The sequence below is a fragment of the Algoriella xinjiangensis genome (assembly GCF_900115015.1).
GTDB lineage: Bacteria > Bacteroidota > Bacteroidia > Flavobacteriales > Weeksellaceae > Empedobacter > Empedobacter xinjiangensis.
On sequence record NZ_FOUZ01000005.1, the window covers coordinates 164,218 to 189,134 of the forward strand.

Below are 24,917 nucleotides of genomic sequence, written 5' to 3' on the forward strand. Positions count from 1 at the left end.
AGATTTATTTAACAATTTAAAATGCTTAAAAAACAATTATTATGATGACAACTGGTTTTATTTTATTGGGAATTACAGGAGTTTGGAGTTTCTTGGTTTATTTAGTTTTCGGACTTATTTGTGCTGGTATTGCTAAAGCAATTATGCCTGGACAAGATCCTGGAGGTTTCTGGGTTACTGCTTTAATTGGTATTGTTGGAGCTTATTTAGGTGCTTATATGAGAACAATTTTAGGAATTGGTCACGATGGTGAAGTAAGTTTCTTTAGTCCATTAGATTGGATATTTTCTATTTTAGGATCTTTAATTTTATTATTCATCTGGAAAAAGTTAATTGCTCCGATGCTTAATAAATAATTATAAGAATGCGTTTAATTAAAAAATCCCTTTAACTGATTTAGTTAAAGGGTTTTTTTAATTTATAATGGAAGAATGTTCTTCTCATATTTTTTGTTAATCATAATTGCAGAAGCTTCATAAAAAGCGATAAATCCACAAATGATTCCTGTCCATCCAGCAACATGAATGATTTGTTCGCTTCCGGTAAAATTACCTGCAGCTAATAAAAAGAATAACAAGGTAAGTGATCCAAATAATAATTTACCGGTTGTGTTTCCTTTTAATGTTTGTAAAAAGTTAACCAAAGTAAATAATCCCCACATACCTAAATAGCATCCCATTGCGTTGCCATCTGGTTTTTCTACACCAAACATTGGCGCTAGCCATATAAAAACTAGTGTTAACCAAAATGCACCATAAGACATAAAAGCAATACTTCCAAAATCATTTCCTTTTTTCCATTCCATAACTCCAGCTATAAACTGAGCTCCACCACCAAAGAAAATTCCCATTCCCATAATCATACTATTAACAGGAAAAAAGCCTGTATTATGTATATTTAGAAGAATAGTTGTCATTGCGAAACCAAATAATCCTAATGGACCAGGATTCGCAGTTTGATCTGTAATTTTGTAAATATCATTCATATTTTTATTATTTAAAGACAATAATAATCTGAAAATAATAAATATCAAACTATTTATTAATAAAAAGTGTATGATGTACACCAATTAAATTAATTTAATCGAATATATTATTGATATAAAGATTGTTGAATGATTTATTTAACCAGTGTCTTGATTAAATAAAAAATCCGTTAATTATCATTAACGGATTTTTAGAAGTATTTTAAAAAGAATGATTATTTCTTTTTGTTGTCTTTTTGTTGATTCTGCATTTCTTGTGCTTGTTGCATCATGTTTTGCATTTTAGAAGCAAACTTACCTTGTTTTTTAGGTTTCGTTTTATTTGTTTCAATAATTTGTTGAATCTTCGCTTCGTGAATCATAAATTTCTTAATGTACAAGACAATAAAGATATTAATAGTATTTGATACTAAGTAATACCAAGATAATCCAGATGCATAATTGTTTAAGAATACAAAGAAGAATACTGGCATAATGTACATCATGTATTTCATGAATTGCATATTTGGCATACCTTCTTGTTGTGGCATTTGGAAGTTATCCATAGATCCTGAAATCTTGAAATAAACCATCATCGCAACAATGTACAATACTGCAAAAATACTTAAGTGACCATTTAATAACGGAACCCATTCTGGTATTCTAATAATGTCATCGTAAGCAGTTAAATCGTCTACAAACCAAAAAGGAACACCTCTTAAATCAATTAAGTTAGGGAAGAAACGGAATAAGGCATAAAAGATAGGAATTTGTAATAATGCTGGTAAACATCCTGCTAAAGGATTAATACCCGCAGTACGGTAAATTTCCATCGTCTCTTGTTGCTTTTTCATCGCATCTTTCGAGTCTTTGTATTTGTCGTTGATTGCGTTTAATTCTGGACGAACAACTTTCATCAATGCAGATTGACGATATTGTTTGTACATAACTGGCGATAAAATTAATTTAACAACAATAGTCATTAAGAAAATTACCCAACCGTATGTAATTCCAACAGACGCTAACCATTTGAAAATATTTAAGAAGAAATATTTATTTAACCAACCAAATAATCCCCAACCAAAATCAATTAAGTTTTGGAATCCTTTGTCGTTATAACCTTTCAGCATTTTATAATCTAAAGGAATAAAATCCCAAGTAAATTTATAGTTCATTTCACTATTTTTTAAATCCATTTGAGAATTTAAGTGAAAATGTTTGCTGTACGTTAAATCTTCTTTTTCAGAGTTTTTAGATCCTCCATTTGTATTCTTAAAACCTTCGTCATAAGATAATACAGAGGCAAAAAACTGTTGTTTATTTGCAACCCATGAAATAGACTCTTCTTCGTTCCATTCATCAGCTCCAAATAATTCGTATTCGATGTCTTTGTTTCCTTTGAATTGAAAATAAGTATGCGACCAATATTTCTCTTGATCTTTCCCTTTTTCTGTACTAAAAGCGTCCATTGTCCAAGCTAAATCTACTTTGTTTTCTGCCGTAATGTTAGATAAACCTTGTGTTTTAACTTCGAAATCAATTCCGTAAGCATCTCCTAATGTGTAGATGTACTGAATTTGACTGTTTTGCGCATTAGCTGTAAACGTAATTACTGTGTTGTTTGCATTTTTTTGTACTTGTGGTACAAAAACCAAATCAGCTACATTAAGAACAGTACCTTGCTTTGTTTTGAATGATAAATTAAATTTACTAGATCCATTTTTTACTAAATGTAAAGGATCTTTGTTTCCGTCTTTTTTCGCGTCATAAGCATCAAATCCGATAATTTCTACATCAGAAATTTGAGCACCTTTTGGCGAAAACTTAACTTTTAATTTGTCATTACTTACTTCAACATCTTGTGCAAGTGTAGGATCTACAGCCTGAAAAGCTTGCTGAGAAGCAGTGTTGTTTAGTTGTTCGTGCTTTTTAGCTTCTTGTTGTTTTTGGACTAATTCTTTCTTTTGAGCCTCTATTTGTTCTTCCGAAGGCTTGTTTAAGAAATAAAATACGCCAAAAAGAATTGCAATTAATATGAAACCAATCGTTTGGTTAAAATCAAATTTTTTCTCTTGTTGCATGCATTAAATCATTTTGTTTATTGGACAAAGCCGCTTCGATAAAACTTATAAATAAAGGATGTGGCGAAGCAACTGTACTCTTGTATTCCGGATGGAATTGTACACCAATATAATATGGGTGTTGTTTATGTTCTAAAATTTCAACTAAATCTGTTTCAGGATTTTTACCAACAGGTAAAAAATCATTTTCTACAAACTCTGTATAATATTCATTATTAAATTCGTAACGATGACGATGACGCTCTAAAATTGTAGTCGTTTTGTAGACATTATTGATTTTAGAACCTTCTGTCAATTCACATTTCCAATTTCCTAAACGCATTGTTCCTCCTTTATCCGATACATCTTTTTGATCTTCCATCAAACTAATTACCGGATGCGGAGTTGTTAAATCCATTTCTGCAGAATCTGCTTTTTCGTAACCTAATACATTACGAGCAAATTCTATCGCCATAATTTGCATTCCCAAACAAATTCCTAACGTAGGCACATTGTTGCGACGCGCATAATTTGCTGCGATTATTTTTCCTAAAATTCCACGATCTCCAAAACCAGGTGCAATTAATATACCCGAAACACCTTTCAACATTTCGCCTACATTATCTTCTGTAATATCTCCAGAATAAACCCAACGTACTTTTACGCTAGTTTCGCATGTTGCAGCGGCATGTGTAAATGCTTCTGTAATTGATTTATAAGAATCGTGTAACGAGACATATTTACCAACTAAGGCAATTTCTATTTCGTTTTTAGGATTTTTATGGTTGTTCAAGAATTTTTTCCAAACTGTAAAATCTGGGTCTTGATTAGTTGGCAAATCTAAGCCTTTTAAAACAACTTCGTCAAAATTTTGTTCATGTAATAAAAATGGAACTTCATAAATTGTGTCTGCATCCATACATTCGATCACATTTTCTTTGCGAACGTTGCAGAATTGCGCCAATTTAGCTTTCACATCTTTTGGTAAATGATGCTCAGTTCGTGTTACTAAAACATTTGCCTGAATACCACTTTCCATTAATGTACGAACAGAATGTTGAGTTGGTTTTGTTTTTAATTCGCCTGATGCAGCTAAAAAAGGAACTAAAGTTAGGTGAATAACCAATGAGTTATGCTCTCCTAATTCCCAGTTTAATTGACGAATAGTTTCGATATAAGGTAAAGATTCTATATCTCCTACAGTTCCACCAATTTCAGTAATAATGATATCATAATCACCTGTATTACCTAATAATTTGATGCGACGTTTGATTTCGTTTGTGATATGAGGAACAACTTGTACAGTTTTTCCTAAATAATCTCCACGACGTTCTTTCTCGATGACTGTTTGATAAATACGACCTGTAGTAACAGAGTTAGCACGTGATGTTGCGCGGTTCAAAAAGCGCTCATAATGTCCTAAATCTAAATCAGTTTCTGCACCATCCTCCGTTACATAACATTCACCATGCTCGTAGGGATTTAGTGTTCCTGGGTCTACATTTATATAGGGATCTAACTTTTGTATAGTTACTCTATATCCTCTTGCTTCTAGTAGCATTCCTAAAGAAGATGCTACAATTCCTTTCCCTAACGATGAAGTTACTCCTCCGGTAACGAAAATGTACTTTGGTGTCTTGTTTGTTTCCATTGAAATATTTAAATCAATGGTTGCAAATTTAGGAATAAATAATGGGGTAAAAAAAAGTGTAGTGTTATTTTAGAAAAATAAAAATAGGCAAGCGATCTACATCACACCGCTACAACCGTATACCTTTGCTACGTTCCCGTCCTGGAGGATTAAACAGGAGCTGGTTGTGTAGGACTTGCCTATTGCAAAGGTAATAATGTTTTTTAAAAATAAAAGAATTTTAAGAAAAGTTTTTTGTAAATTTATTGTCTTTTAATTTTTTCAATTCATTATGAGTAGGTTATGAAGTAAAAAAATAATCTAGTTTTTTAATATTTACTTTTTTAAATCATACAAATTATATATACAGAATTAAGGGATATAATTATCTTTGCAAAATGATTAGTTTTAACAAGATTTTCAAAAACTCTTTAGTGCTAGCGGGAATTACCTTAGCATTGTTTTTTGCACTATACTTTTATTTTGCACTAAACGGAACCGTTTCTGTAAAAGAGTATTACACGTATAGTTTCTTTATTTGTTGTTTTGTCGTATTGCCATTATATGCAATATATTGTTTTTTATCGATATTAATTGTCGCAAGATCTAAAGCAAAAAACTACAAAGAAATAGAAGATTTAATGACTTTTAAACAAGGTTTTAAAATAGGATTTTATACCGTTTTCTTCGCAGGTGTAATTAGTTTATTAACCATTTTTGTATTTTTTAATACATACGGAGAATGGGCACAAGACAGCTTAAAACAAGGTTTGTTAGATACATTTACAGCAAACATGTCTGACCCAAAAACCTCAAAAGATATTGTAGCATTCAGAAATTCGGAAGCTTATAAAACCTTAAATTTATTTACGGTTAAAAATTTCTTCGGATTATTCTCAATTTTCTTATCTTTCTACATTGCTATTTCGGCATTGTTTTCGCAATTCTTAAAAAAACGTGTTTTTTAACATATGGATATTTCAGTTGTAGTTCCTTTATTGAACGAACAAGATTCCTTAGAAGAGTTATTCTATCGAATCAAAAAAGTGTGTGAGCAAAATGATTTCTCATTCGAGGTAATTTTCGTTGATGACGGAAGTACAGATGATTCTTGGCAAATTATTGAATATATAGCCAATTTCAATCCAGAGGTAAAAGGAATTAAATTTCGCAAAAATTATGGTAAATCACCAGCATTAAGCGCTGCTTTTAAAGAAGTAAAAGGTGATGTTGTGATTACGATGGATGCAGATTTACAAGATTTTCCTGAAGAAATTCCTTCATTATACAATATGCTGAAAAATAAAAATGCAGATATTGTTTCGGGTTGGAAAGAAAATCGTCAAGATAATAAATTGACAAAAAATTTACCTTCAAAACTATTTAATGGTGTTGCACGTAAAACTTCGGGTGTAAAATTGCACGATTTTAACTGTGGTTTAAAAGCTTACCGTTGGGAAGTAACGCAAAATATCGAATTGTATGGTGATATGCACCGTTACATTCCGGTTTTAGCTAAAAATGCGGGTTATTCGCGTATTATAGAAAAAAAGGTAAAACACCAAGCGCGTAAATATGGTGTATCTAAATTTGGAGCAAACCGTTTTATAAATGGATTCTTAGATTTAATTACACTTTTCTTTACTTCAAAATTTGGGAATAAACCAATGCATATTTTTGGATTATTAGGAACTGTGATGTTTATTTTAGGACTTTTATCGTCGTTTTATATTGGAATAGAGAAATTATTTAAAGTTTATATTTCACATTCTCCAGCACGATTAATTGCAGAAAATCCATATTTTTATATTTCTTTGGTCTTTATGATTTTAGGAACGCAATTATTTTTGGCGGGATTTTTGGGCGAGTTAATCGTTCGTAATAATCGCGAAAAGAAATTATATTTAGTTCAGAAAGAAATCAATCTAAATTAATAAAATCAACCAACTATGAAAAAAGCTTTATTATTAGGATTATTAACTTTTGTTGTAACCTCGTGTTCATCGTCTATTGATGGTGATGGAGCAGCAACTGCTCAAAAAGAATACACTGCAAATAGTATCAAAGATTTGAGTGTTTCGTGTAATTGTAATGTAATTCTTGTACCTGGAAATAAAACGGGTGTTAAAGTAGAATCGCATCAAAATGTTATTGATAATTTGGTAGTCGAGGCAAAAGATAATTCATTAAATATCAAAGAAAAAAGCAATGTAGACCAATACAGTGCTTATGATGTTTATGTTTATGTGACGCGCGATTTAGAAAAATTAAAGATAGATAAGCAAACTTCTTTAACAACTTCTGGAACTTTAAATGTTGATGATTTAGCAGTAGAAGTGAAGGATCAAGCCAAAATAAATCAGACTTTTTTGATTACAAATAATTTTGATTTAAAAGCAGACGACCAATCGGGTGTTTTGTTAGAAGGAACTGCTGGAACTATGAAAGTGAAAGCATATGGCGAAGCAAAACTTGATTTGTTTAAATATGAAGTTAACGAAGCTGATTTTACAACAGACGATAATGCTGTTTTAGACATCAATGCGCGCCAAACTTTATATGGTTCTGCAAAAGGAAATTCAATTGTAAATTTTATGGGCGATCCGAATAAAGATACCAAAATAGCTGATCGCGCCCAAGTACTTAAAAAATAAAAAGATAAGAATGAGTTCAAGTTTAGAGAATGCCAAATTATGGCTATCTGATTCTTATGATGAAGAAACAAGAAAATCAGTTCAAGATTTAATAGATAATAACCCAACCGAATTAGATGATTCTTTTTACCGTAACCTTGAGTTTGGAACTGGAGGAATGCGTGGAATTATGGGAGTTGGTACAAATCGTCTTAACAAATATACGTTAGGTGCGGCAACGCAAGGTTTGGCAAATTATATCAATCAACAATTTCCAAATAAAGAAAAATCGGTTGCAATTGCATTCGATGTTCGTCATAATTCAGACAAATTTGCTAAGACGGTTGCAGATGTTTTAACAGCAAACGGAATCAAAGTTTATTTGTTTGAGTCTTTTCGTCCAACGCCCGAATTGTCTTTTACAGTTCGTCATTTAGGTTGCGACGCAGGTATTGTGTTAACGGCTTCTCATAATCCACCAATTTACAATGGCTATAAAGTTTATTGGAATGATGGTGCACAAATTGTTCCACCGCAAGATGGTGCAATTATTAATGAAGTAAATAATGTAAAAGTTGACGAAATCAAATTCAAAGGAAATGATGAGTTAATTACAATTATTGGTAAAGAAATTGACGAAGTTTTTATTGATGCATGTGTAGAGAATGGTAGTTTTACAAATGAAGGTAAAAAGGATATTAAAATTGTTTTTACTTCAATTCATGGAACTGCAGTTGCAATAACGCCAAAAGCGTTCGAAAAAGCAGGTTTTACACAAGTACATCAAGTTGCAGAACAAGCAATACCAAGTGGTGATTTCCCGACAGTAAAATCTCCAAATCCTGAAGAACCAGAAGCGTTAACAATGGCGGTTGCTTTGGCAAACGAAATTGATGCAGATGTAGTAATCGGAACAGATCCTGATGCAGATAGAGTAGGTGTTGCGACACGTAATAATGATGGAGAAATCGTTTTGTTAAACGGTAATCAAATGAATACTGTTTTGACTTATTACTTGTTAGAAAAATGGCAAGAAGCTGGTAAACTAAACGGAAAAGAATTTATTGGATCGACAATTGTTACTTCGGATATTTTTTATGACATCGCAGCAAAATTTAATGTTGATTGTAAAGTTGGATTAACAGGTTTTAAATGGATTGCGGATATGATTCGCCAGTTTGAAGGTGTTGAGAAATTTATTGGAGGAGGAGAAGAATCTTTCGGATTTATGGTTGGCGATTTTATTCGTGATAAAGATTCTGTAACAACAGCTTTATTGGTTTCGGAAATTGCGGCTGTTCAAAAAGCCAAAGGAAGTTCTTTATACAATAAGTTGACAGAAATTTATGTGGAAATTGGTAAAGCTTATCAAGAAGATTTAACTAATATCGTTAAACCTGGTAAAGAAGGTGCGGAATTAATTGCACAAATGATGGTTGATTTCCGTGCAAATTCTCCAAAAGAATTAGCAGGTTCTGCTGTTGTTAAAGTAAAAGATTTCCAAACTTCAATCGAGAAAGATTTAGTTTCTGGAGAAGAAAAAACAATTGATATTCCGAAATCTAATGTATTAATTTTTTATACAGCAGACGGAAGTAAAGTTGCTTGTCGTCCTTCTGGAACGGAACCTAAAATTAAATATTACTTTTCGGTAAATGCACCAATTAGTGATGCGGCAGATTATCCAACAATTCAAAAACAATTAATGGATAAGATTGCTTTGTTAAAAGAAGATTTTAAATAATTAATTATAGTTAAAAATATAAAGGCTGTCAATATTGACAGCCTTTTTTTATTTTGTTAAAGTTTTTTTAGATAAATTAGCTAAACAAGGAGGTGAAATTGCTGGTAAAATAAAAATAAATGATAGATATAAAAGATTTAATTGACCAATTTGATAAAAATCAAGAATCAATATCTTTAACATTGTTTGAGTTAAGAAAAAATTTCACAAATGATTATACTCTCGAACAATTAAAATTAATAGATAAAACTATAATTACAACACCCACTATTATGGATTTTATTGCTGATAAATTACAGTTTATAGAAAATGAAGAATTTTTAAAAACGTTTAATTTAGAAGATATTCAATACATATACAAATTACTTACTAAGTATTATCCTTATGACTTACAATATAGGTTAGGTTTAATTAGTTTTACTTATATAGTTTTAGATAAACAGGAGCAAGCTTTGGAAATGATAGATAATTTAAATGGAATAATTAAGGAGATAGAATTAAATATAAAAAATATTGTTAGTTAGGGCAATGTTCCAGAAATGTTGTTTTTACACAACGTATTTATTTAAAGTTTTTTTAGAAGAATAAGATGATAAAATGCTGTTGCAAGTAATGTAAATTGGAGTAATTTAATAAATCTACACCTAAAGATAAAGAAAATGAAAAATATTTAAATGCAGCAAAACCTTTTGGTTTATGACAAAAAATATAAGAAATAAGATTTTAACAATTTTAATAATACTATCAATAATTCCTATAGTAGGTTCTATTTATTATTATTTAAGAACTTCAAAATTAAATGATATAGATCAAATTAATAAATCGTTTGAATATACTAAAGGTATAGTTGTAAAAAAAACAGTTTATAAAGGTCGATTTATAGATGTTAGATATATAGTAAATGGTAAATCTTATGTAGAATCTGATGGAATGAATGAGAAAGTTGATATAAATGAAGGAGACAGTGTAATGGTTAAATATTCAACAGAGAAACCAGAACTCATGATTACTCAGTTTAATGACCAGTTCTAAATTATAATTATTCACAATATCATAAAACACAAAAGGCAAACCTCGGTTTGCCTTTTGTGTTTATTTAAAGTTATTTTTTTAAAAGAATAGTATAATAAGATGATAAAATGCTGTTGCAAGTAATGCAGAAACTGGAATAGTTAAAATCCAAGCCCAAAGCAAACTGATTGTAACACCCCAACGAACCGCAGAAACACGTTTCACCATTCCTACACCAATTATAGATCCTGTGATAACGTGAGTTGTAGAAACCGGCATTTTGATATGCTCCGTAAAAAACAATGTAATAGCAGAAGCGGTTTGTGCTGTAAAACCTTCAATAGGTGTAATTTTTGTAATTTTATTACCCATTGTTTTCAAAATTTTCATTCCACCACCCAATGTTCCTAATGCAATTGCAGAGAAACAAACAATCGGAACCCAATCGTGTATGTCTTTACTATTTGTTGTGATAAACCAATTTTTCCAATGAAAAACATCATTCAAAATCCAACTATCCATATCAGTATTTAGAATAGCCGTTTGGTTTGCCAACAATGCAAATGTAATAACACCCATTACTTTTTGAGAGTCATTAAGACCATGTCCAATACTTAATAATGCAGAAGAAACCAATTGCAATTTCTTAAACCAAGAATCTGCTTTGTGTGGTTTTGCATTCCGACAAAGATTAAGTGTAATGATGTAAATAATGTTACCCGCAATTAATCCAATAATTGGTGCAACTAAAATAAACGCGATAATGGTAAGAATGATTGTGCTGTTAATTGCAGAAAAATCGTAACCCGTTGCAGCTAATGCACCACCAGCTAAACCACCAATTAAGGTGTGCGATGATGATGAAGGAATACCTAATTTCCAAGTTAAAAGATTCCATACAATTGCGGCAGAAAGTGCAGCAATTACAACTACAGATGGATTTGCGCCAAAGGCAACCACCACATCTTCTTTAATGATTTTGGCAATTGTGTCAGCAACGCCAAATTCTCCGATAATGTATTTTGCGATAAAAAACGCAACGAAATTAAAAAATGCTGCCCAAATAACAGCTTGTAATGGTGTAAGTACTTTTGTTGTAACAACAGTTGCAATAGAATTTGCAGCGTCATGAAAACCATTTAAAAAATCGAACAAGATTGCAAGTCCGATAATGATAAATAATACAGTTAAATGCATGGTGCAAATTTATAGCTTTCTATTATTTATTATTGGATTTTTTTAGATTTTATTTCCAATAAAAAAGGAGCTTATAAAAAGCTCCTTGATATTTATTTAGATAAATAATGTAATAAAATAATAAATTAATGCTGCAACAATTGCTGAGACAGGTATAGTTAATATCCATGCCCAAAGTAAACTAATGGTTACTCCCCAACGAACCGCAGAAACACGTTTTGTTAATCCAACACCAATTATAGAACCTGTGATGGTATGTGTTGTAGAAACTGGAATTCCGAAATGCTCAGAAATATAAAGTGTCATTGCTCCGGCAGTTTCAGCAGCTACACCTTCTAATGGCGTAACTTTTGTAATTTTAGATCCCATTGTTTTGATGATTTTCCAACCACCACCCATTGTACCTAATGCGATAACAATGAAAGATGTTATTGGAACCCAACCCCAATGTCCAACAAAATATTGAAATTTATCTTCTGCATTTACATAAGCAGGATCAAAATCGATGTTCATGTGGTAAAAAATTACCGCAGCACCAATAATACCCATTACTTTTTGTGCATCATTCATACCATGTCCTAAAGAGAATAGGGCAGATGAAACAAGTTGTAAACGTTTAAACCATCTTTCGGCTTTTGCAGGTTTCGCATTTTTACAAATATTAAGAATAATAATTGTTAAGATAGAGGCGATAATCATACCGATTAACGGCGCCATAAAGATGAATAAGATAATTGGAATTACTTTACTATAAACAATAACAGATTCTCCTTCGGCATTAAAACCACCTGCGTGTGCAAGTGCTGCACCAACAAAACCACCAATTAATGTATGCGATGATGATGATGGAATACCAAATTTCCATGTTAATAAATTCCAAGAAATGGCAGCGATAATACCTGATAAAATAACTTCGAGTGTAATAAAGTTTTCATTTACAGATTTTGCAATGGTATTACCAATCTTAAATTCTCCAATCCAATAAACAGATATAAAGTAGGCTACAAAGTTAAATGCAGCGGCCCATAAAACTGCCTGAAATGGAGTTAATACTTTAGTTGCAACAATGGTTGCAATAGAGTTCGCAGCATCATGAAATCCATTGATGTAGTCAAAAACAAAAGAAAGTACAATAATCGAGATTAAAATAATTCCAGGTGTCGACGACATCATGTGCCCAAGTGCATCAAAAAATTCAGTCATTTCTTAATTTTTTTGAGCTAATTTTATGAATATTTTACAGCTACAGCTTCTAAAACATTTGCAACGCTTTTACATTTATCTGTTGCAGATTCTAAAGATGATAAAACTTCTTTGTACTTAATAATGTTTTTAGCATCCGTTTCGTTTTCAAAAATCTCTTGAACTGCTTTATCAAAAATACGATCAGATTTGTTTTCTAATTTATTGATACGCTCACAGATTTCGTAAACACGATTTAAATCTTTAAAATCTTTCAATTGGTCAATTCCTTCACCAATTAATTGACAAGCTTCTAAGTTAACAGCTGTAATTTTACGGATAGATTTTGTAATTTTATCTACTTGATAAATATTGATTCTGTTTGCAGCACCATTAAGGTTATCCGCAACATAATCGATCGATTTTACCAAAGAGTAAATATCTTCTCTATCAAAAGGAGTGATAAAATTCTTGCTTAATTCTAAGTTTGTTTTTTGAGTTAAATACTCAATCTTACTTTCAAGTTTAGAGATTTGAGCGATATAATCTTCGCGTTCTTCTAACGGTGCGTTTACGCATTCGTGTAGCAATTCTGCTAATTTGATTAAACTTTTTGAAGCTTCCTCAAACAAAGGATAGAAAACTTTATCCTTCGGAGTAAATAATTTAAAAAAAGAGTTTACTGACATCTACTAATGTTTTGTGGTGCAAAATTAATTTTTCTAATGTAAAATTAACATTAAATAAATATTTTCATAACAATAAGTCATTTATTTAATTATTTATTTCGCTTCTTTTTGCTGATTTTAAATAAGATGTGATTGTGTTAAGATGTTTAAAATTTTTTAGTATTGACGATAAAATAATTACATTTATCAACCAAAAACTCTCTATTAATTTTTTTAATGAAAGATATACCTGAAACTAAATCAATAAAACACCTCCATCAAATTTTAGATCAATCTCCAATCGGATTAGCTTTTTTTAAAGGAGAAGAATTGATTTTAGATTATGCAAACAATCAATTCTTGAAAGTTGGAGGATTAGACCAAAACCAAATTGGACAATGTTTTGACTTGATTGCATCGGAATTGATAAAGCAAGAATTTCTTGGTTTGTTGCGAAAAATATTTACGTCTAAAGAAAGTTCGCGCGTTGTTAAGAAAATCTATTATTACACGAATCCAGATTATTTATCAGAAAATTATTTTGATATCATTTTTACAGCTGTTCTTGATGAAAAATCATTCAATGTAGTTGGTGTAAATGTTTCGGTAACCGAAATTGCGGATCGAGAATTTTACAGACAAATGATTTTAGATTCTACTTCGGAGTTTGATGATGTTATTTCGAATTCGCCTTGCTCAACAATTATTTTGTCGGGCGAAGATCCGGTTATCGAGATTATGAACAATAAAATGATGCGCACGCTTGGTAAAAAATTAGATGTTTTGGGCAAAAGATTTGTGGATGTTATTCCGCAAGAAATGAATCAGCAATTCATCAAATTATACCAAGAAGTTTATAGAAGTGGAAAATTACATTCGGAAAGTGAATTTAGAATTGAATATTATATAAAGGAACAATTAATCGTTTCTTACCTCAATTTATCATTTAAACCTAAAAAAGATAGAAACGGAAAAGTTTATGCAGTTGTCATTATTTCGGTTAATGTAACGGATTTGGTTATTGCGCGAGAATAATTAGAAGAAAATGAACGAAGGTTTATAACGCTTGCCGATTTTATGCCGCAATTTATTTGGACAGCCGATAAAAATGGAATTGTAACTTATTTTAATAAAAAATGGTTTAATTATTTTGGATTGCCAGAAAATAGTGATCCAAATAATACGTTTTGGGATTTATTGCATCCAGATTATCACGACAAAGTTTTTTATTTTTGGCACGATTGTGTCGCAAATAATAAAGCTTACGAAATAGAATATCAGCTAAGAGTTTCTGAAAATCCTGCAGAATACAAATGGTTTTTAGCAAGAGGAACTCCAGTTTATAATTCGGACAACGAAATTGAAATCTGGATTGGAACTTCTACAGATATTGATGATTTTAAATTGTTGCAAAAACAAAAAGATGATTTTTTAGGAATTGCGAGCCACGAATTAAAAACGCCGTTAACGAGTTTGAAATTGTATTCGCAGTTTATCGAAATGAATTTGAAAAAGCAAGGCGATTTAAAAAATGCAGATTTGGCGCATAAAATGGAAGCGCAAATTAATAAGTTAAATAATCTGATTACAGATTTATTAGATGTGACCAAAATACAAAACGGCAAAATGTTGCTTCAAGAACAAGAATTTGAATTGGCAGATTTGGTTCTTGAAATTACCGAAGAACAACAAATGTCGACGAATCATAAAATAACTTTAGAAATAGAATCTTCTGGAAAAATTTTTGGAGATCGAGATAGAATTGGGCAAGTATTGACAAATTTAATGAGTAATGCAATTAAATATTCGCCAGATGATAATCGTGTTTTGATAAAAGTTTTTCAAGCGGATAAAAATGTAAAAGTTGTTGTGCAAGATTTCGGAATTGGAATTCCTGCTGATAAAATTGATAAAGTTTTTGATCAATATATGAGAGTAGAAAGTAAGTACGAAAAGACCATTTCTGGGCTTGGTTTGGGCTTATATATCTCATCAGAAATTATAAAAAGAAGTCATGGTAATATTTATGTAACGTCCGAAGAAGGAAAAGGGTCTAATTTTTGTTTTGAGCTACCCATTACAACTACTAACCTATAATTCCTCGTTTTATGAATAATCAACCAAAAAAAATACATATTGTAGATGATAACCCCGCAATTCTAGATTCGCTAGAAATTCTGTTGAATATGGAAGGGTATGAAGTAAAGAAATTTGAGAAAGGTTCTGAATTATTGAATAATCTAAAATTAAATCAATCAATGCCCGATACGGTTTTGATGGATATGTGGATAAATGGAGAAGATGGTCGAGATTTTTGTCGTTTGATAAAAGAAGATGATTCTCTAAAATCAATTCCAGTTTTGATTATGTCTGCAAGTAGAGGTTTATCTAATTCTGCTTTTGAAAATGGAGCCGACGATTTTATTCCAAAACCATTTGAGTTAGAAGAAATTTTAGAAAAAATTTATCGTTTTACACATAATTAGAATTTTAAAACAAAATAATTGAATAAAAAGTTACTCGTTGAGTAGCTTTTTATTTTTTGTACATATTTTAGTAAAAATGAAACAATCAAAAGAATAATTAATTATTTGATAAAAAATGGTTTATTGTGATTTTGAGTTAACTAATAAATCAAATTAATAATAATGTAAATTTTAGGTCAAAACTTGATAAGATTTTATAAATCAGTGTAAATAAATTCATATTTATTTTTTTTTGTAATAATTATTCGTAGTTTTGCATGCCCAAAAAATGGGTTTAATCCAAATTTAAAAGGAAATAATTAGTATGCCAACAATTCAACAATTAGTTAGAAAAGGTAGAAAAAAACTAACCAAGAAGAGTAAATCGGCTGCATTGGAATCATGTCCACAACGCCGCGGTGTTTGTACACGTGTTTACACTACAACTCCAAAAAAACCTAACTCAGCAATGCGTAAAGTAGCGCGTGTTAGATTAACAAATGGAAAAGAAGTTAACGCGTACATCGGTGGTGAAGGACATAATCTTCAAGAGCACTCGATAGTATTGGTTAGAGGTGGTAGAGTTAAAGATTTACCAGGTGTACGTTACCACATTGTTCGTGGTGCGTTAGATACTGCGGGAGTAAGCGGACGTACTCAACGTAGAAGTAAGTATGGAGCGAAACGTCCTAAAGATGCTAAAAAATAAATTTAAGGAGAAATGAGAAAGACAAGAGCAAAAAAAAGACCCTTACTTCCAGATCCTAAATTTAATGATCAGTTAGTAACACGTTTCGTGAACAATTTAATGTATGACGGTAAAAAATCTGTTGCATTTAAAATTTTTTATGATGCATTAGAAATCGTTGATTCTCGTAAAGAGGATGCTGAAAAATCTTCAGTGGATATCTGGAAAGAAGCTTTATCAAATGTGATGCCTCACGTAGAAGTACGTTCTCGTCGCGTTGGTGGTGCTACATTCCAAATTCCAATGGAAATTCGTCCAGACCGTAAAATTTCTACAGCTATGAAGTGGTTAATCAAATACTCACGTAATAGAAATGAGAAATCTATGGCTCAAAAATTAGCAGGTGAAATCATTGCTGCAGCTAAAGAAGAAGGATCTGCCGTTAAAAAACGTCAAGATACTCACAAAATGGCAGAAGCTAATAAAGCGTTTTCACACTTTAGATTCTAGTAAGAAATGGCAAGAGACTTATTATATACTAGAAATATTGGTATTGCTGCACACATTGATGCAGGAAAAACTACAACTACAGAACGTATTTTATTTTATTCAGGTAAAAATCACAAAATTGGAGAAACTCACGAAGGTGCTTCAACTACTGACTGGATGGAACAAGAAGCAGAAAGAGGTATCACAATTACTTCTGCAGCTGTAACTGTAGATTGGACATTCCCAACAGAACAAGGTAAACCATTACCAGACGCTAAAGGGTATCACTTTAATATTATCGACACTCCTGGTCACGTTGACTTTACAGTAGAGGTAAACCGTTCTTTACGTGTATTGGATGGTTTAGTTTTCTTATTCTCAGCAGTAGATGGAGTTGAACCTCAGTCTGAAACAAACTGGCGTTTAGCAGATAACTATAAAGTTCCTCGTTTAGGTTTCGTTAACAAAATGGACCGTCAAGGATCTGATTTCTTAAATGTTTGTCGTCAAGTACGCGAAATGTTAGGTTCAAATGCTGTTCCTATCGTTTTACCAATTGGTGAAGAAGCAGACTTTAGAGGAGTTGTAGATTTAATTAAAAACCGTGCAATTGTATGGCATGATGAAAATCATGGTTCTACTTTTGATATTGTTGACATCCCAGCCGAAATGGTTGACGAAGTTAAACAATACCGCGGTCAATTAATTGAAGAAGTAGCTGCGTATGACGAGAACTTATTAGAGAAGTATATGGAGGACGAAAACTCTATTACTGAAGAAGAAGTTCACGCTGCATTACGTGCTGCAACATTAGATATGTCTATCATCCCAATGACTTGTGGATCTTCGTTTAAAAACAAAGGTGTACAATTTATGTTAGATGCTGTATGTCGTTATTTACCATCTCCGATGGACAAAGAAGCGATTCACGGTATTGACCCTAAAACAGATGAGCCTACTTCTCGTAGACCAGCTGTTGATGAGCCATTTTCTGCGTTAGCATTCAAAATCGCTACTGACCCTTTCGTAGGTCGTTTAGCGTTCTTTAGAGCTTACTCTGGAGGATTAGATGCGGGTTCTTACGTATTAAATACTCGTTCAGGAAACAAAGAACGTATCTCTCGTATCTTCCAAATGCATGCAAACAAACAAGAGCCTATCGATAGAATCGAAGCTGGAGATATTGGAGCAGCAGTAGGATTTAAAGACATCAAAACAGGTGATACTTTATGTGATGAAAAAGCACCTATCGTATTAGAGTCTATGGACTTCCCAGATCCAGTAATTGGTATCGCGGTTGAACCAAAAACAAAAGCTGATGTTGATAAATTAGGTATGGCTTTAGCTAAATTAGCTGAAGAAGATCCAACATTTGTAGTTAAGACAGACGAAGCTTCAGGACAGACTATTATTTCTGGAATGGGTGAGTTACACTTAGATATTATTGTTGACCGTTTAAGACGTGAATTCAAAGTTGAAGTAAACCAAGGTGAGCCTCAAGTAGAATACAAAGAGTCTTTCTCTAAATTAGCAGAACACCGTGAAGTTTACAAAAAACAATCAGGTGGTCGTGGTAAATTTGCTGATATCGTTTTCACAATGGGACCAGCAGAAGAAGGAAAATCTGGATTAGAATTTGAATCTATTATTAAAGGTGGTAACATTCCTAAAGAATATATCCCTTCAATCGAAAAAGGATTTAAAGCTGCCATGAAAAATGGACCTTTAGCTGGATTCGAAATGGATTCATTAAAAGTTACAGTTAAAGACGGATCTTTCCACCCTGTGGATTCTGATGCTTTATCTTTCGAATTAGCTGCTCAAATGGGGTATAAAGCTGCTGCTAAAGCTGCCGGAGCTCAAATTTTAGAGCCAATTATGAAGTTAGAAGTATTAACTCCAGAGGAAAACATGGGAGATGTTGTAGGTGACTTAAACAGAAGACGTGGACAAGTTTCTGGTATGGATGATAGAAATAACGCAAAAGTTATTAAAGCTATGGTTCCATTAGCAGAAATGTTCGGATATGTTACATCATTACGTACATTATCTTCTGGTCGTGCTACATCTACGATGGAGTTTGATCACTATGCGCCTGCACCAACAAACGTTGCAGAAGCTGTAATCGCTAAAGCAAAAGGTAACGCTTAATTCAAGAAAAATGAGTCAAAAAATTAGAATAAAATTAAAATCTTACGATTATAGTTTAGTTGACAAATCAGCTGAGAAAATCGTAAAAACTGTAAAAGCTACAGGTGCTGTAGTTAATGGTCCTATTCCATTACCAACTCACAAAAGAATCTTTACAGTATTAAGATCTCCACACGTTAACAAAAAATCTCGTGAGCAATTTCAATTATCTGCACACAAAAGATTGTTAGACATTTATTCTTCTTCATCTAAAACAGTAGATGCTTTAATGAAGTTAGAATTACCTAGTGGTGTTGAAGTAGAAATTAAAGTTTAGTTATCCACTAACTTTAAAACATATAATCCTCGAGACGTGCACATCTCGAGGATTTTTTATAAGTATGAATTTTTTAAGTTTTTATTTTTGAATGGTCTAATTCCTGTACAAGCGGAATTATAATCTTTTCTAAAATAATCACTTGAAAATTTGTGGTTTACAAAATAATTCATACATTTGCATGCTAATTTCAGAGAAGATCTCTAGTTGATTAAGTTCAACATTCTCAGAAATATTTAAATTAATTATTAACATAATAAGATCAAATGTCAGGTATCATTGGTAAAAAAATCGCGATGACTAGCTTATTTGATGAGAACGGGAAAAATATTCCTGTGACTATCGTAGAAGCTGGCCCATGTGCGGTTACTCAAGTCAGAACCTTAGAGAAAGATGGGTACGTTGCTGCTCAACTTGGTTTCGATGACAAAAAAGAAAAAAACACGACTAATGCTTTAAAAGGTCACTTTAAAAAAGCAGGTAGTACTCCAAAAAGAAAGTTAGTTGAATTTTACGGAGATGCTTTCGTAGAATCATTAAACTTAGGAGATGTTGTTAACGTTGAATTATTCAACGAAGGTGAATTTGTTAGTGTAACAGGTACTTCTAAAGGTAAAGGATTTCAAGGTGTTGTAAAACGTCATGGATTTGCCGGTGTAGGTCAAGCTACTCACGGACAGCACAACCGTTTAAGAGCCCCAGGTTCTATTGGTGCTGGTTCTGATCCTTCTCGTGTATTCAAAGGAATGCGTATGGCTGGAAGAATGGGTGGTAAACAAGTTACTGTTCAAAACCTAAAAGTACTTAAAGTTGATTCTGAGAAAAATCTTTTAGTTATTAAAGGAGCTATCCCAGGTCCTAAAAATTCATACGTAATCGTTAGAAGATGGAAGTAGTAGTATTAAACATCAAAGGTCAAGAGACTGGAAGAACAGTTTCGTTAGACGAAGCAGTTTTTGGAATTGAGCCTTCTACGCACACTGTGTATTTAGAAGTTAAGCAGTACTTAGCTGCTCAACGTCAAGGAACTCACAAAGCAAAAGAAAGAGCTGAAATTGCGGGATCAACTCGTAAAATCAAAAAACAAAAAGGAACAGGTACAGCACGTGCTGGTTCTATCAAATCTCCTGTGTTTCGTGGAGGAGGTAGAGTTTTTGGACCACGTCCAAGAAACTACTCTTTCAAAATCAATAAAACACAAAAGAGATTAGCTAAAAAATCTGTGTTATCACAAAAATTAGCTGAGAACGAAATCAAAGTTGTAGAGAATTTTACATTCGAAGCTCCAAGAACAAAAGAGTTTATTTCTCTTTTAACTAACTTAGGATTAGACAACAAAAAAACGTTGTTCGTATTAGGTGAAGCAAATAATAATGTATATTTGTCATCACGTAATTTACAAAAAACGAAAGTTGTAACTACATCTGAGTTAAATGTTTATGATTTAATTAACGCTTCTCAAATTGTATTTTTAGAAGGTTCTTTAGCAACTGTTCAAGAAAATTTAAGTAAATAAGACGAGAAATGGGAATAATAATTAAACCAGTAATTTCAGAAAAAGCAACTAGTAATAGTGAATTATTAGGGCAATATTCGTTTTATGTAGACACTAAAGCTAATAAATTACAAATTAAAGAAGCTATACAAACAACTTACGGTGTAACTGTAGTTTCTGTAAGCACTTTAGTTTCTGCACCAAAAGTAAAAACTCGTTATACAAAAACAGGTTTCCAAACTGGGAAAACAAATAAATTGAAAAAAGCGATCGTTAGCTTAGCTGAAGGTCAAGAAATAGAGTTGTTCGGATAATTTAAGAATTAAAAAATGTCAGTAAGAAAATTAAAACCTATCACCCCGGGACAACGTTTTAGAGTGGTTAATGAGTTTGCGGCAGTAGATAAAAATGCTAAGCCGGAAAAGACATTAGTTGAAGGAAAATCTAAATCGGGTGGACGTAACAACACTGGTAAAATGACAATGCGTTATATCGGTGGTGGACACAAACAAAAATACCGTATCATCGATTTCAAACGTGATAAAGAAGGTGCTGCAACTGTAGAATCTGTACAATACGATCCTAACAGAACTGCATTCATCGCTTTATTGTCTTATGAAGATGGTGAAAAACGTTATATTATTGCTCAAAATGGTTTAAAAGCAGGTCAAGTGATTGTATCAGGAGACAGCGCAGAACCAGAAGTAGGTAATGCTATGAAACTTAAAAACATGCCATTAGGTACAGTAATCTCTTGTATAGAGTTACGTCCAGGGCAAGGAGCAGTAATGGCTAGAAGTGCAGGTACTTACGCACAATTAGTTGCGCGTGATGGTAAATATGCTATCGTTAAGTTACCAAGTGGTGAATCGAGAATGATTTTAGTAGAGTGTAAAGCGACTGTAGGAGTTGTTTCTAATACAGACCATCAATTAGAGGTTTCTGGTAAAGCAGGACGTTCTAGATGGCAAGGTCGTCGTCCTAGAACACGTCCAATGGTTATGAACCCTGTAGATCACCCAATGGGTGGTGGTGAAGGTCGTGCAACCGGAGGTATTCCTCGTTCTCGTAACGGAATTCCAGCAAAAGGTTACAAAACCAGAGCTAAAAAGAAGTCGTCTAACAAATATATTGTTGAAAGAAGAAAAAAATAATTTATGGCACGTTCACTAAAAAAAGGACCATTCATCCACTATAAATTAGAAAAGAAAGTTCTTGCTAACGTAGAAAGCGGTAGTAAAAACGTCATTAAGACTTGGTCTAGAGCATCAATGATTTCTCCAGATTTTGTTGGTCAAACAATCGCAGTACACAACGGGAAACAATTTATCCCTGTTTATGTTACTGAGAATATGGTAGGTCACAAATTAGGTGAGTTCGCTCCAACACGTACTTTTAGAGGTCATGCCGGAGCTAAAAACAAAGGAAAAAAATAGTAGAAGGCCATGGGATCTAGAAAAAGATTAAGTAACGAAAGAATCAAAGAAGCTAACAAACAGGTAGCTTCTGCGAAATTAAATAATGTTCCTACTTCTCCTCGTAAAATGAGGTTAGTTGTAGATATTATCCGTGGAGTTGAAATTCAAAAAGCTTTAGGTATTTTAAAATATACTAAAAATCATCCATCTATTCGTTTAGAAAAATTGTTATTAAGCGCTATCGCTAACTGGCAAAACAAAAACGAAGGAGCAGATGTAGAAGAAGCTGGATTATATGTTAAGGAAATCTCTGTTGACAGTGCAAAACAATTGAAAAGAATTCGTACTGCACCTCAAGGTAGAGCACATAGAATCAGAAAACGTTCAAACCATGTAACTTTGGTTTTAGGAACTAAAGAAGATAAACAAAAAGTACAAGATTAAGAATATGGGACAGAAAACTAATCCAATCGGAAATCGTTTAGGAATCATCAGAGGATGGGATTCTAACTGGTACGGTGGAAATGATTACGGTGATAAGATTGCAGAAGACGCAAAAATTCGTACTTATTTAAGAGCGCGTTTATCTAAAGCCGGAGTTTCTCGTATTTACATCGATCGTACTTTAAAATTAGTTACAGTTACTGTAACTACTGCTCGTCCAGGTATCATTATTGGTAAAGGTGGACAAGAAGTTGACAAATTAAAAGAAGAATTAAAGAAAATCACTGGTAAAGAGGTTCAAATTAATATCTTTGAAATTAAGAGACCAGAATTAGATGCAATCTTAGTAGGTGATAGTATCGCAAGACAAATAGAAAATCGTATTTCTTACCGTCGTGCAATCAAAATGGCTATAACGACTGCAATGAGAATGAACGCTGAAGGAATCAAAGTTCAAATCTCTGGTCGTTTAAACGGTGCAGAGATGGCACGTTCAGAAACTTATAAAGATGGACGTATTCCTTTGTCTACATTCCGTGCAGACATTGATTATCACATTTCAGAAGCTCACACAACTTACGGTCGTTTAGGGATCAAAGTTTGGGTTATGAAAGGTGAGGTATATGGTAAGAGAGAATTATCTCCTTTAGTTGGATTACAGAAGAAACAAAAGAAATCTGACAACGCAAGAAAGGGAGGTGAAAGATCTAATAATAGAAAGCGATAATTTAGTTTTAAACTAACATAAAGAATTAAGTAGATATGTTATCACCGAGAAGAGTAAAGTTTAGAAAAACCCAAAAAGGTAAGATGAAAGGAGTTTCTCACAGAGGAACTGAATTAGCTTACGGGACTTTCGGGATTAAATCTTTAGACGAAGCATTTATAACAGCTCGTCAAATCGAGGCTGCTCGTATTGCAGCAACTCGTTGTATGAAGAGAGAAGGTCAATTATGGATTAAAATATTTCCAGATAAACCAATTACTAAGAAACCAGCAGAGGTACGTATGGGTAAAGGTAAAGGTGCACCAGAATATTGGGTAGCTCCTGTACAACCAGGTCGTATTTTATTCGAAGTAGGAGGTGTGCCATTAGAGGTTGCTACTGAAGCATTGCGTTTAGCAGCTCAGAAATTACCTGTTAAGACTAGGTTTATCGTTGCACGTGATTTCCAAAATTAATTAAAAAATTAAGAAAAAATGAAAGCAGCAGATATTAGAAATCTAAGTGTAGAGGAGTTACAAGTAAAAATTACTGAAGAGCAAGCAAACTATGATCAATTAAAATTGACAAATGCAGTTTCTCCTGTGGCAAATCCAATCGGTATCAGACAATTACGTAAGACAATTGCTCGTTTGAATACCGTTTTAAACGAAAAAAAATCATAACAGCAATCTGTAACTGATGGAAAGACAATTAAGAAAAGAAAGAGTAGGTTTAGTTACTTCAAACAAAATGGAAAAAACCATTGTTGTTGCTGAAACTAAAAAACAAAAGCACCCATTCTATGGGAAATTCGTTGTAAAAACGAAGAAATATACAGCGCACGACGAAACTAACGACTGTAACGAAGGTGACACTGTGCGTATCATGGAAACTCGTCCTTTGTCTAAAAGCAAAAGATGGAGATTAGTAGAAATCATAGAAAGAGCTAAATAATAAAGTTATGTTACAACAAGAATCTAGATTAAAAGTTGCAGATAACACAGGAGCTCGTGAAGCATTAGTAATTCGCGTTTTAGGTGGTACTAAAAGAAGATACGCATCAGTAGGTGACAAAATCGTTGTTGCTATTAAAGATGCAACTCCAAACGGAAACGTTAAAAAAGGTGCTGTATCAAAAGCTGTTGTAGTTAGAACTAAAAAAGAAGTTCGCAGAAAAGACGGTTCATATATCCGTTTCGACGATAATGCATGTGTATTATTGAACACTCAAGGAGAAATGCGTGGAACTCGTGTATTCGGTCCAGTTGCTCGTGAGTTACGTGACAAGGAATATATGAAAATTGTATCATTAGCCCCAGAGGTATTATAATCATAACAACATGGCAAAGTTAAAAATAAAAAAAGGAGACAAAGTAGTCGTATTATCAGGTTCTCAAAAAGGACAAACTGGTACGGTATCACGCGTATTCCCTGACAAAGCTAAAGCTATCGTTGAAGGGGTTAATATCGCAAAAAAACGAGTAAAGCCAAGCGCACAAAATCCACAAGGTGGAATTGTAGAGAAAGAAGCTCAAATCTATTTATGCAAATTGGCTTTAGTAGATCCTGAAACAGGAAAAGCAACGAAAGTAGCGATCAAAGATCAGGATGGTAAAAAAGTAAGAATTGCTAAAAAATCGGGTAAAACCATTTAAT

Annotated in this window: 32 protein-coding genes, 1 other RNA gene and 1 pseudogene; 27 read left to right on the plus strand and 7 right to left on the minus strand. The window is 32.7% G+C overall.

Annotation, left to right across the window (positions count from 1 at the left end):
* The first annotated feature begins 41 nt into the window (after positions 1-41).
* Complete coding sequence (locus BM072_RS06120) at positions 42-356, plus strand: GlsB/YeaQ/YmgE family stress response membrane protein (RefSeq protein ID WP_092907583.1); 315 nt, start codon at positions 42-44, stop codon at positions 354-356.
* Between the two features lie 62 nt (positions 357-418).
* Here the strand turns inward: BM072_RS06120 and BM072_RS06125 are convergent, their stop codons facing one another.
* From BM072_RS06125 to ffs, 4 genes are all read right to left on the minus strand, one after another.
* Positions 419-985, minus strand: coding sequence for an acetate uptake transporter (locus BM072_RS06125; RefSeq protein WP_177190267.1), 567 nt, complete (start codon positions 983-985; stop codon positions 419-421).
* Between the two features lie 215 nt (positions 986-1,200).
* Positions 1,201-3,045, minus strand: coding sequence for a membrane protein insertase YidC (gene yidC, locus BM072_RS06130; RefSeq protein WP_092907585.1), 1,845 nt, complete (start codon positions 3,043-3,045; stop codon positions 1,201-1,203).
* Positions 3,023-4,675, minus strand: coding sequence for a CTP synthase (locus BM072_RS06135; protein WP_092907586.1), 1,653 nt, complete (start codon positions 4,673-4,675; stop codon positions 3,023-3,025). The genes yidC and BM072_RS06135 overlap by 23 nt, the downstream gene beginning before the upstream one ends.
* Before the next feature lie 82 nt (positions 4,676-4,757).
* Positions 4,758-4,856: signal recognition particle sRNA small type (ffs, locus tag BM072_RS06140), an RNA gene on the minus strand.
* A gap of 196 nt (positions 4,857-5,052) precedes the next feature.
* Between ffs and BM072_RS06145 the strand changes: the two genes are divergently transcribed.
* The 6 genes from BM072_RS06145 to BM072_RS06170 all read left to right on the plus strand — a co-directional run bounded on the left by BM072_RS06145 (position 5,053) and on the right by BM072_RS06170 (position 10,063).
* Complete coding sequence (locus BM072_RS06145) at positions 5,053-5,622, plus strand: DUF4199 domain-containing protein (protein WP_092907588.1); 570 nt, start codon at positions 5,053-5,055, stop codon at positions 5,620-5,622.
* Positions 5,623-5,625: 3 nt separating this feature from the next.
* Positions 5,626-6,588 carry a glycosyltransferase family 2 protein gene (locus BM072_RS06150; RefSeq protein WP_092907590.1) on the plus strand — a complete coding sequence of 321 codons (963 nt, stop codon included), beginning with the start codon at positions 5,626-5,628 and terminating at the stop codon, positions 6,586-6,588.
* A 15-nt stretch (positions 6,589-6,603) separates the two neighbouring features.
* Positions 6,604-7,308, plus strand: a complete 705-nt coding sequence (locus BM072_RS06155) for a GIN domain-containing protein (RefSeq protein WP_092907592.1) — start codon at positions 6,604-6,606, stop codon at positions 7,306-7,308.
* A 10-nt stretch (positions 7,309-7,318) separates the two neighbouring features.
* Entirely contained in the window at positions 7,319-9,031 is a 1,713-nt protein-coding gene (locus BM072_RS06160) for a phospho-sugar mutase (RefSeq protein ID WP_092907594.1), read from the plus strand.
* Positions 9,032-9,150: 119 nt separating this feature from the next.
* Positions 9,151-9,555: a hypothetical protein gene (locus BM072_RS06165; RefSeq protein ID WP_092907596.1), complete on the plus strand. Its 405-nt coding sequence runs from the start codon at positions 9,151-9,153 to the stop codon at positions 9,553-9,555.
* Positions 9,556-9,727: 172 nt separating this feature from the next.
* Positions 9,728-10,063 carry a hypothetical protein gene (locus tag BM072_RS06170; RefSeq protein ID WP_092907598.1) on the plus strand — a complete coding sequence of 112 codons (336 nt, stop codon included), beginning with the start codon at positions 9,728-9,730 and terminating at the stop codon, positions 10,061-10,063.
* A 78-nt stretch (positions 10,064-10,141) separates the two neighbouring features.
* Here BM072_RS06170 and BM072_RS06175 read toward each other — a convergent pair whose 3' ends face one another.
* The 3 genes from BM072_RS06175 to BM072_RS06185 all read right to left on the minus strand — a co-directional run bounded on the left by BM072_RS06175 (position 10,142) and on the right by BM072_RS06185 (position 13,110).
* Positions 10,142-11,239, minus strand: a complete 1,098-nt coding sequence (locus BM072_RS06175; RefSeq protein ID WP_092907600.1) for an inorganic phosphate transporter — start codon at positions 11,237-11,239, stop codon at positions 10,142-10,144.
* A 96-nt stretch (positions 11,240-11,335) separates the two neighbouring features.
* Positions 11,336-12,442, minus strand: coding sequence for an inorganic phosphate transporter (locus tag BM072_RS06180; protein ID WP_092907602.1), 1,107 nt, complete (start codon positions 12,440-12,442; stop codon positions 11,336-11,338).
* 23 nt (positions 12,443-12,465) lie between these two features.
* The gene (locus tag BM072_RS06185) at positions 12,466-13,110 is read right to left on the minus strand and encodes a DUF47 domain-containing protein (RefSeq protein WP_092907604.1); all 645 of its coding nucleotides are present in this window, start codon (positions 13,108-13,110) and stop codon (positions 12,466-12,468) included.
* A gap of 216 nt (positions 13,111-13,326) precedes the next feature.
* On the opposite strand from BM072_RS06185, the gene BM072_RS06190 reads away from it, so the two are divergent.
* The 20 genes and pseudogenes from BM072_RS06190 (at position 13,327) to rplX (ending at position 24,916) form a co-directional block, all read left to right on the plus strand.
* Positions 13,327-14,124, plus strand: a complete 798-nt coding sequence (locus BM072_RS06190) for a PAS domain-containing protein (RefSeq protein WP_092907606.1) — start codon at positions 13,327-13,329, stop codon at positions 14,122-14,124.
* A gap of 15 nt (positions 14,125-14,139) precedes the next feature.
* Positions 14,140-14,700: pseudogene (locus BM072_RS15575) on the plus strand (histidine kinase dimerization/phospho-acceptor domain-containing protein); the annotation flags it as partial.
* Between the two features lie 15 nt (positions 14,701-14,715).
* Positions 14,716-15,186 (plus strand): sensor histidine kinase, encoded by a 471-nt coding sequence (locus BM072_RS15580; protein WP_338061008.1) that lies wholly within the window; start codon positions 14,716-14,718, stop codon positions 15,184-15,186.
* Between the two features lie 11 nt (positions 15,187-15,197).
* Positions 15,198-15,575, plus strand: a complete 378-nt coding sequence (locus BM072_RS06200; protein WP_092907610.1) for a response regulator — start codon at positions 15,198-15,200, stop codon at positions 15,573-15,575.
* Positions 15,576-15,879: 304 nt separating this feature from the next.
* On the plus strand, positions 15,880-16,263 hold the full coding sequence (gene rpsL, locus BM072_RS06205) for a 30S ribosomal protein S12 (RefSeq protein WP_092907612.1): 384 nt from the start codon (positions 15,880-15,882) through the stop codon (positions 16,261-16,263).
* Between the two features lie 12 nt (positions 16,264-16,275).
* Positions 16,276-16,752, plus strand: a complete 477-nt coding sequence (rpsG, locus tag BM072_RS06210; protein ID WP_072929391.1) for a 30S ribosomal protein S7 — start codon at positions 16,276-16,278, stop codon at positions 16,750-16,752.
* A gap of 6 nt (positions 16,753-16,758) precedes the next feature.
* On the plus strand, positions 16,759-18,882 hold the full coding sequence (gene fusA / locus BM072_RS06215; protein WP_092907614.1) for an elongation factor G: 2,124 nt from the start codon (positions 16,759-16,761) through the stop codon (positions 18,880-18,882).
* A 10-nt stretch (positions 18,883-18,892) separates the two neighbouring features.
* Positions 18,893-19,198 (plus strand): 30S ribosomal protein S10, encoded by a 306-nt coding sequence (gene rpsJ, locus BM072_RS06220; RefSeq protein ID WP_019974208.1) that lies wholly within the window; start codon positions 18,893-18,895, stop codon positions 19,196-19,198.
* A gap of 266 nt (positions 19,199-19,464) precedes the next feature.
* Positions 19,465-20,094 carry a 50S ribosomal protein L3 gene (rplC, locus tag BM072_RS06225; protein WP_092907616.1) on the plus strand — a complete coding sequence of 210 codons (630 nt, stop codon included), beginning with the start codon at positions 19,465-19,467 and terminating at the stop codon, positions 20,092-20,094.
* Positions 20,085-20,714 carry a 50S ribosomal protein L4 gene (gene rplD / locus BM072_RS06230; protein WP_092907618.1) on the plus strand — a complete coding sequence of 210 codons (630 nt, stop codon included), beginning with the start codon at positions 20,085-20,087 and terminating at the stop codon, positions 20,712-20,714. The genes rplC and rplD overlap by 10 nt, the downstream gene beginning before the upstream one ends.
* Before the next feature lie 8 nt (positions 20,715-20,722).
* Positions 20,723-21,007 (plus strand): 50S ribosomal protein L23, encoded by a 285-nt coding sequence (rplW, locus tag BM072_RS06235; RefSeq protein ID WP_092907620.1) that lies wholly within the window; start codon positions 20,723-20,725, stop codon positions 21,005-21,007.
* Between the two features lie 15 nt (positions 21,008-21,022).
* Positions 21,023-21,847, plus strand: coding sequence for a 50S ribosomal protein L2 (gene rplB / locus BM072_RS06240; RefSeq protein WP_092907622.1), 825 nt, complete (start codon positions 21,023-21,025; stop codon positions 21,845-21,847).
* A 3-nt stretch (positions 21,848-21,850) separates the two neighbouring features.
* The gene (rpsS, locus tag BM072_RS06245) at positions 21,851-22,129 is read left to right on the plus strand and encodes a 30S ribosomal protein S19 (RefSeq protein ID WP_019974202.1); all 279 of its coding nucleotides are present in this window, start codon (positions 21,851-21,853) and stop codon (positions 22,127-22,129) included.
* 9 nt (positions 22,130-22,138) lie between these two features.
* A complete protein-coding gene (gene rplV / locus BM072_RS06250; RefSeq protein WP_092907624.1) occupies positions 22,139-22,555 on the plus strand; it encodes a 50S ribosomal protein L22 in 417 nt (138 codons plus the stop codon).
* A 4-nt stretch (positions 22,556-22,559) separates the two neighbouring features.
* Positions 22,560-23,282, plus strand: coding sequence for a 30S ribosomal protein S3 (rpsC, locus tag BM072_RS06255; RefSeq protein WP_092907626.1), 723 nt, complete (start codon positions 22,560-22,562; stop codon positions 23,280-23,282).
* A 35-nt stretch (positions 23,283-23,317) separates the two neighbouring features.
* A complete protein-coding gene (gene rplP, locus BM072_RS06260) occupies positions 23,318-23,737 on the plus strand; it encodes a 50S ribosomal protein L16 (RefSeq protein WP_092907628.1) in 420 nt (139 codons plus the stop codon).
* Positions 23,738-23,755: 18 nt separating this feature from the next.
* A complete protein-coding gene (gene rpmC, locus BM072_RS06265) occupies positions 23,756-23,944 on the plus strand; it encodes a 50S ribosomal protein L29 (protein ID WP_092907630.1) in 189 nt (62 codons plus the stop codon).
* Positions 23,945-23,957: 13 nt separating this feature from the next.
* Positions 23,958-24,215 carry a 30S ribosomal protein S17 gene (gene rpsQ / locus BM072_RS06270; RefSeq protein ID WP_092907632.1) on the plus strand — a complete coding sequence of 86 codons (258 nt, stop codon included), beginning with the start codon at positions 23,958-23,960 and terminating at the stop codon, positions 24,213-24,215.
* Positions 24,216-24,222: 7 nt separating this feature from the next.
* Entirely contained in the window at positions 24,223-24,591 is a 369-nt protein-coding gene (gene rplN, locus BM072_RS06275) for a 50S ribosomal protein L14 (protein WP_092907634.1), read from the plus strand.
* A 10-nt stretch (positions 24,592-24,601) separates the two neighbouring features.
* Complete coding sequence (gene rplX, locus BM072_RS06280; protein ID WP_092907636.1) at positions 24,602-24,916, plus strand: 50S ribosomal protein L24; 315 nt, start codon at positions 24,602-24,604, stop codon at positions 24,914-24,916.
* Position 24,917 lies beyond the last annotated feature (1 nt).

Excerpts from the sequence above, each read along its gene's own strand:
- BM072_RS06165 (WP_092907596.1), top strand. The coding sequence starts at position 9,151 with ATGATAGATATAAAAGATTTAATTGACCAATTTGATAAAAATCAAGAA.
- rpsL (WP_092907612.1), top strand. The coding sequence starts at position 15,880 with ATGCCAACAATTCAACAATTAGTTAGAAAAGGTAGAAAAAAACTAACC.
- BM072_RS06190 (WP_092907606.1), top strand. The coding sequence starts at position 13,327 with ATGAAAGATATACCTGAAACTAAATCAATAAAACACCTCCATCAAATT.
- BM072_RS06120 (WP_092907583.1), top strand. The coding sequence starts at position 42 with ATGATGACAACTGGTTTTATTTTATTGGGAATTACAGGAGTTTGGAGT.
- rplC (WP_092907616.1), top strand. The coding sequence starts at position 19,465 with ATGTCAGGTATCATTGGTAAAAAAATCGCGATGACTAGCTTATTTGAT.
- fusA (WP_092907614.1), top strand. The coding sequence starts at position 16,759 with ATGGCAAGAGACTTATTATATACTAGAAATATTGGTATTGCTGCACAC.
- BM072_RS06125 (WP_177190267.1), bottom strand. The coding sequence starts at position 985 with ATGAATGATATTTACAAAATTACAGATCAAACTGCGAATCCTGGTCCA.
- rplB (WP_092907622.1), top strand. The coding sequence starts at position 21,023 with ATGTCAGTAAGAAAATTAAAACCTATCACCCCGGGACAACGTTTTAGA.
- rpsG (WP_072929391.1), top strand. The coding sequence starts at position 16,276 with ATGAGAAAGACAAGAGCAAAAAAAAGACCCTTACTTCCAGATCCTAAA.
- yidC (WP_092907585.1), bottom strand. The coding sequence starts at position 3,045 with ATGCAACAAGAGAAAAAATTTGATTTTAACCAAACGATTGGTTTCATA.
- BM072_RS06180 (WP_092907602.1), bottom strand. The coding sequence starts at position 12,442 with ATGACTGAATTTTTTGATGCACTTGGGCACATGATGTCGTCGACACCT.
- BM072_RS06145 (WP_092907588.1), top strand. The coding sequence starts at position 5,053 with ATGATTAGTTTTAACAAGATTTTCAAAAACTCTTTAGTGCTAGCGGGA.
- rplP (WP_092907628.1), top strand. The coding sequence starts at position 23,318 with ATGTTATCACCGAGAAGAGTAAAGTTTAGAAAAACCCAAAAAGGTAAG.
- rplV (WP_092907624.1), top strand. The coding sequence starts at position 22,139 with ATGGGATCTAGAAAAAGATTAAGTAACGAAAGAATCAAAGAAGCTAAC.
- rplN (WP_092907634.1), top strand. The coding sequence starts at position 24,223 with ATGTTACAACAAGAATCTAGATTAAAAGTTGCAGATAACACAGGAGCT.
- BM072_RS06185 (WP_092907604.1), bottom strand. The coding sequence starts at position 13,110 with ATGTCAGTAAACTCTTTTTTTAAATTATTTACTCCGAAGGATAAAGTT.
- rpsC (WP_092907626.1), top strand. The coding sequence starts at position 22,560 with ATGGGACAGAAAACTAATCCAATCGGAAATCGTTTAGGAATCATCAGA.
- rpmC (WP_092907630.1), top strand. The coding sequence starts at position 23,756 with ATGAAAGCAGCAGATATTAGAAATCTAAGTGTAGAGGAGTTACAAGTA.
- rpsS (WP_019974202.1), top strand. The coding sequence starts at position 21,851 with ATGGCACGTTCACTAAAAAAAGGACCATTCATCCACTATAAATTAGAA.
- BM072_RS06135 (WP_092907586.1), bottom strand. The coding sequence starts at position 4,675 with ATGGAAACAAACAAGACACCAAAGTACATTTTCGTTACCGGAGGAGTA.
- BM072_RS06150 (WP_092907590.1), top strand. The coding sequence starts at position 5,626 with ATGGATATTTCAGTTGTAGTTCCTTTATTGAACGAACAAGATTCCTTA.
- rplW (WP_092907620.1), top strand. The coding sequence starts at position 20,723 with ATGGGAATAATAATTAAACCAGTAATTTCAGAAAAAGCAACTAGTAAT.
- BM072_RS06170 (WP_092907598.1), top strand. The coding sequence starts at position 9,728 with ATGACAAAAAATATAAGAAATAAGATTTTAACAATTTTAATAATACTA.
- rpsJ (WP_019974208.1), top strand. The coding sequence starts at position 18,893 with ATGAGTCAAAAAATTAGAATAAAATTAAAATCTTACGATTATAGTTTA.
- BM072_RS06200 (WP_092907610.1), top strand. The coding sequence starts at position 15,198 with ATGAATAATCAACCAAAAAAAATACATATTGTAGATGATAACCCCGCA.
- BM072_RS06155 (WP_092907592.1), top strand. The coding sequence starts at position 6,604 with ATGAAAAAAGCTTTATTATTAGGATTATTAACTTTTGTTGTAACCTCG.
- BM072_RS15580 (WP_338061008.1), top strand. The coding sequence starts at position 14,716 with ATGTTGCTTCAAGAACAAGAATTTGAATTGGCAGATTTGGTTCTTGAA.
- BM072_RS06175 (WP_092907600.1), bottom strand. The coding sequence starts at position 11,239 with ATGCATTTAACTGTATTATTTATCATTATCGGACTTGCAATCTTGTTC.
- rplX (WP_092907636.1), top strand. The coding sequence starts at position 24,602 with ATGGCAAAGTTAAAAATAAAAAAAGGAGACAAAGTAGTCGTATTATCA.
- BM072_RS06160 (WP_092907594.1), top strand. The coding sequence starts at position 7,319 with ATGAGTTCAAGTTTAGAGAATGCCAAATTATGGCTATCTGATTCTTAT.
- rplD (WP_092907618.1), top strand. The coding sequence starts at position 20,085 with ATGGAAGTAGTAGTATTAAACATCAAAGGTCAAGAGACTGGAAGAACA.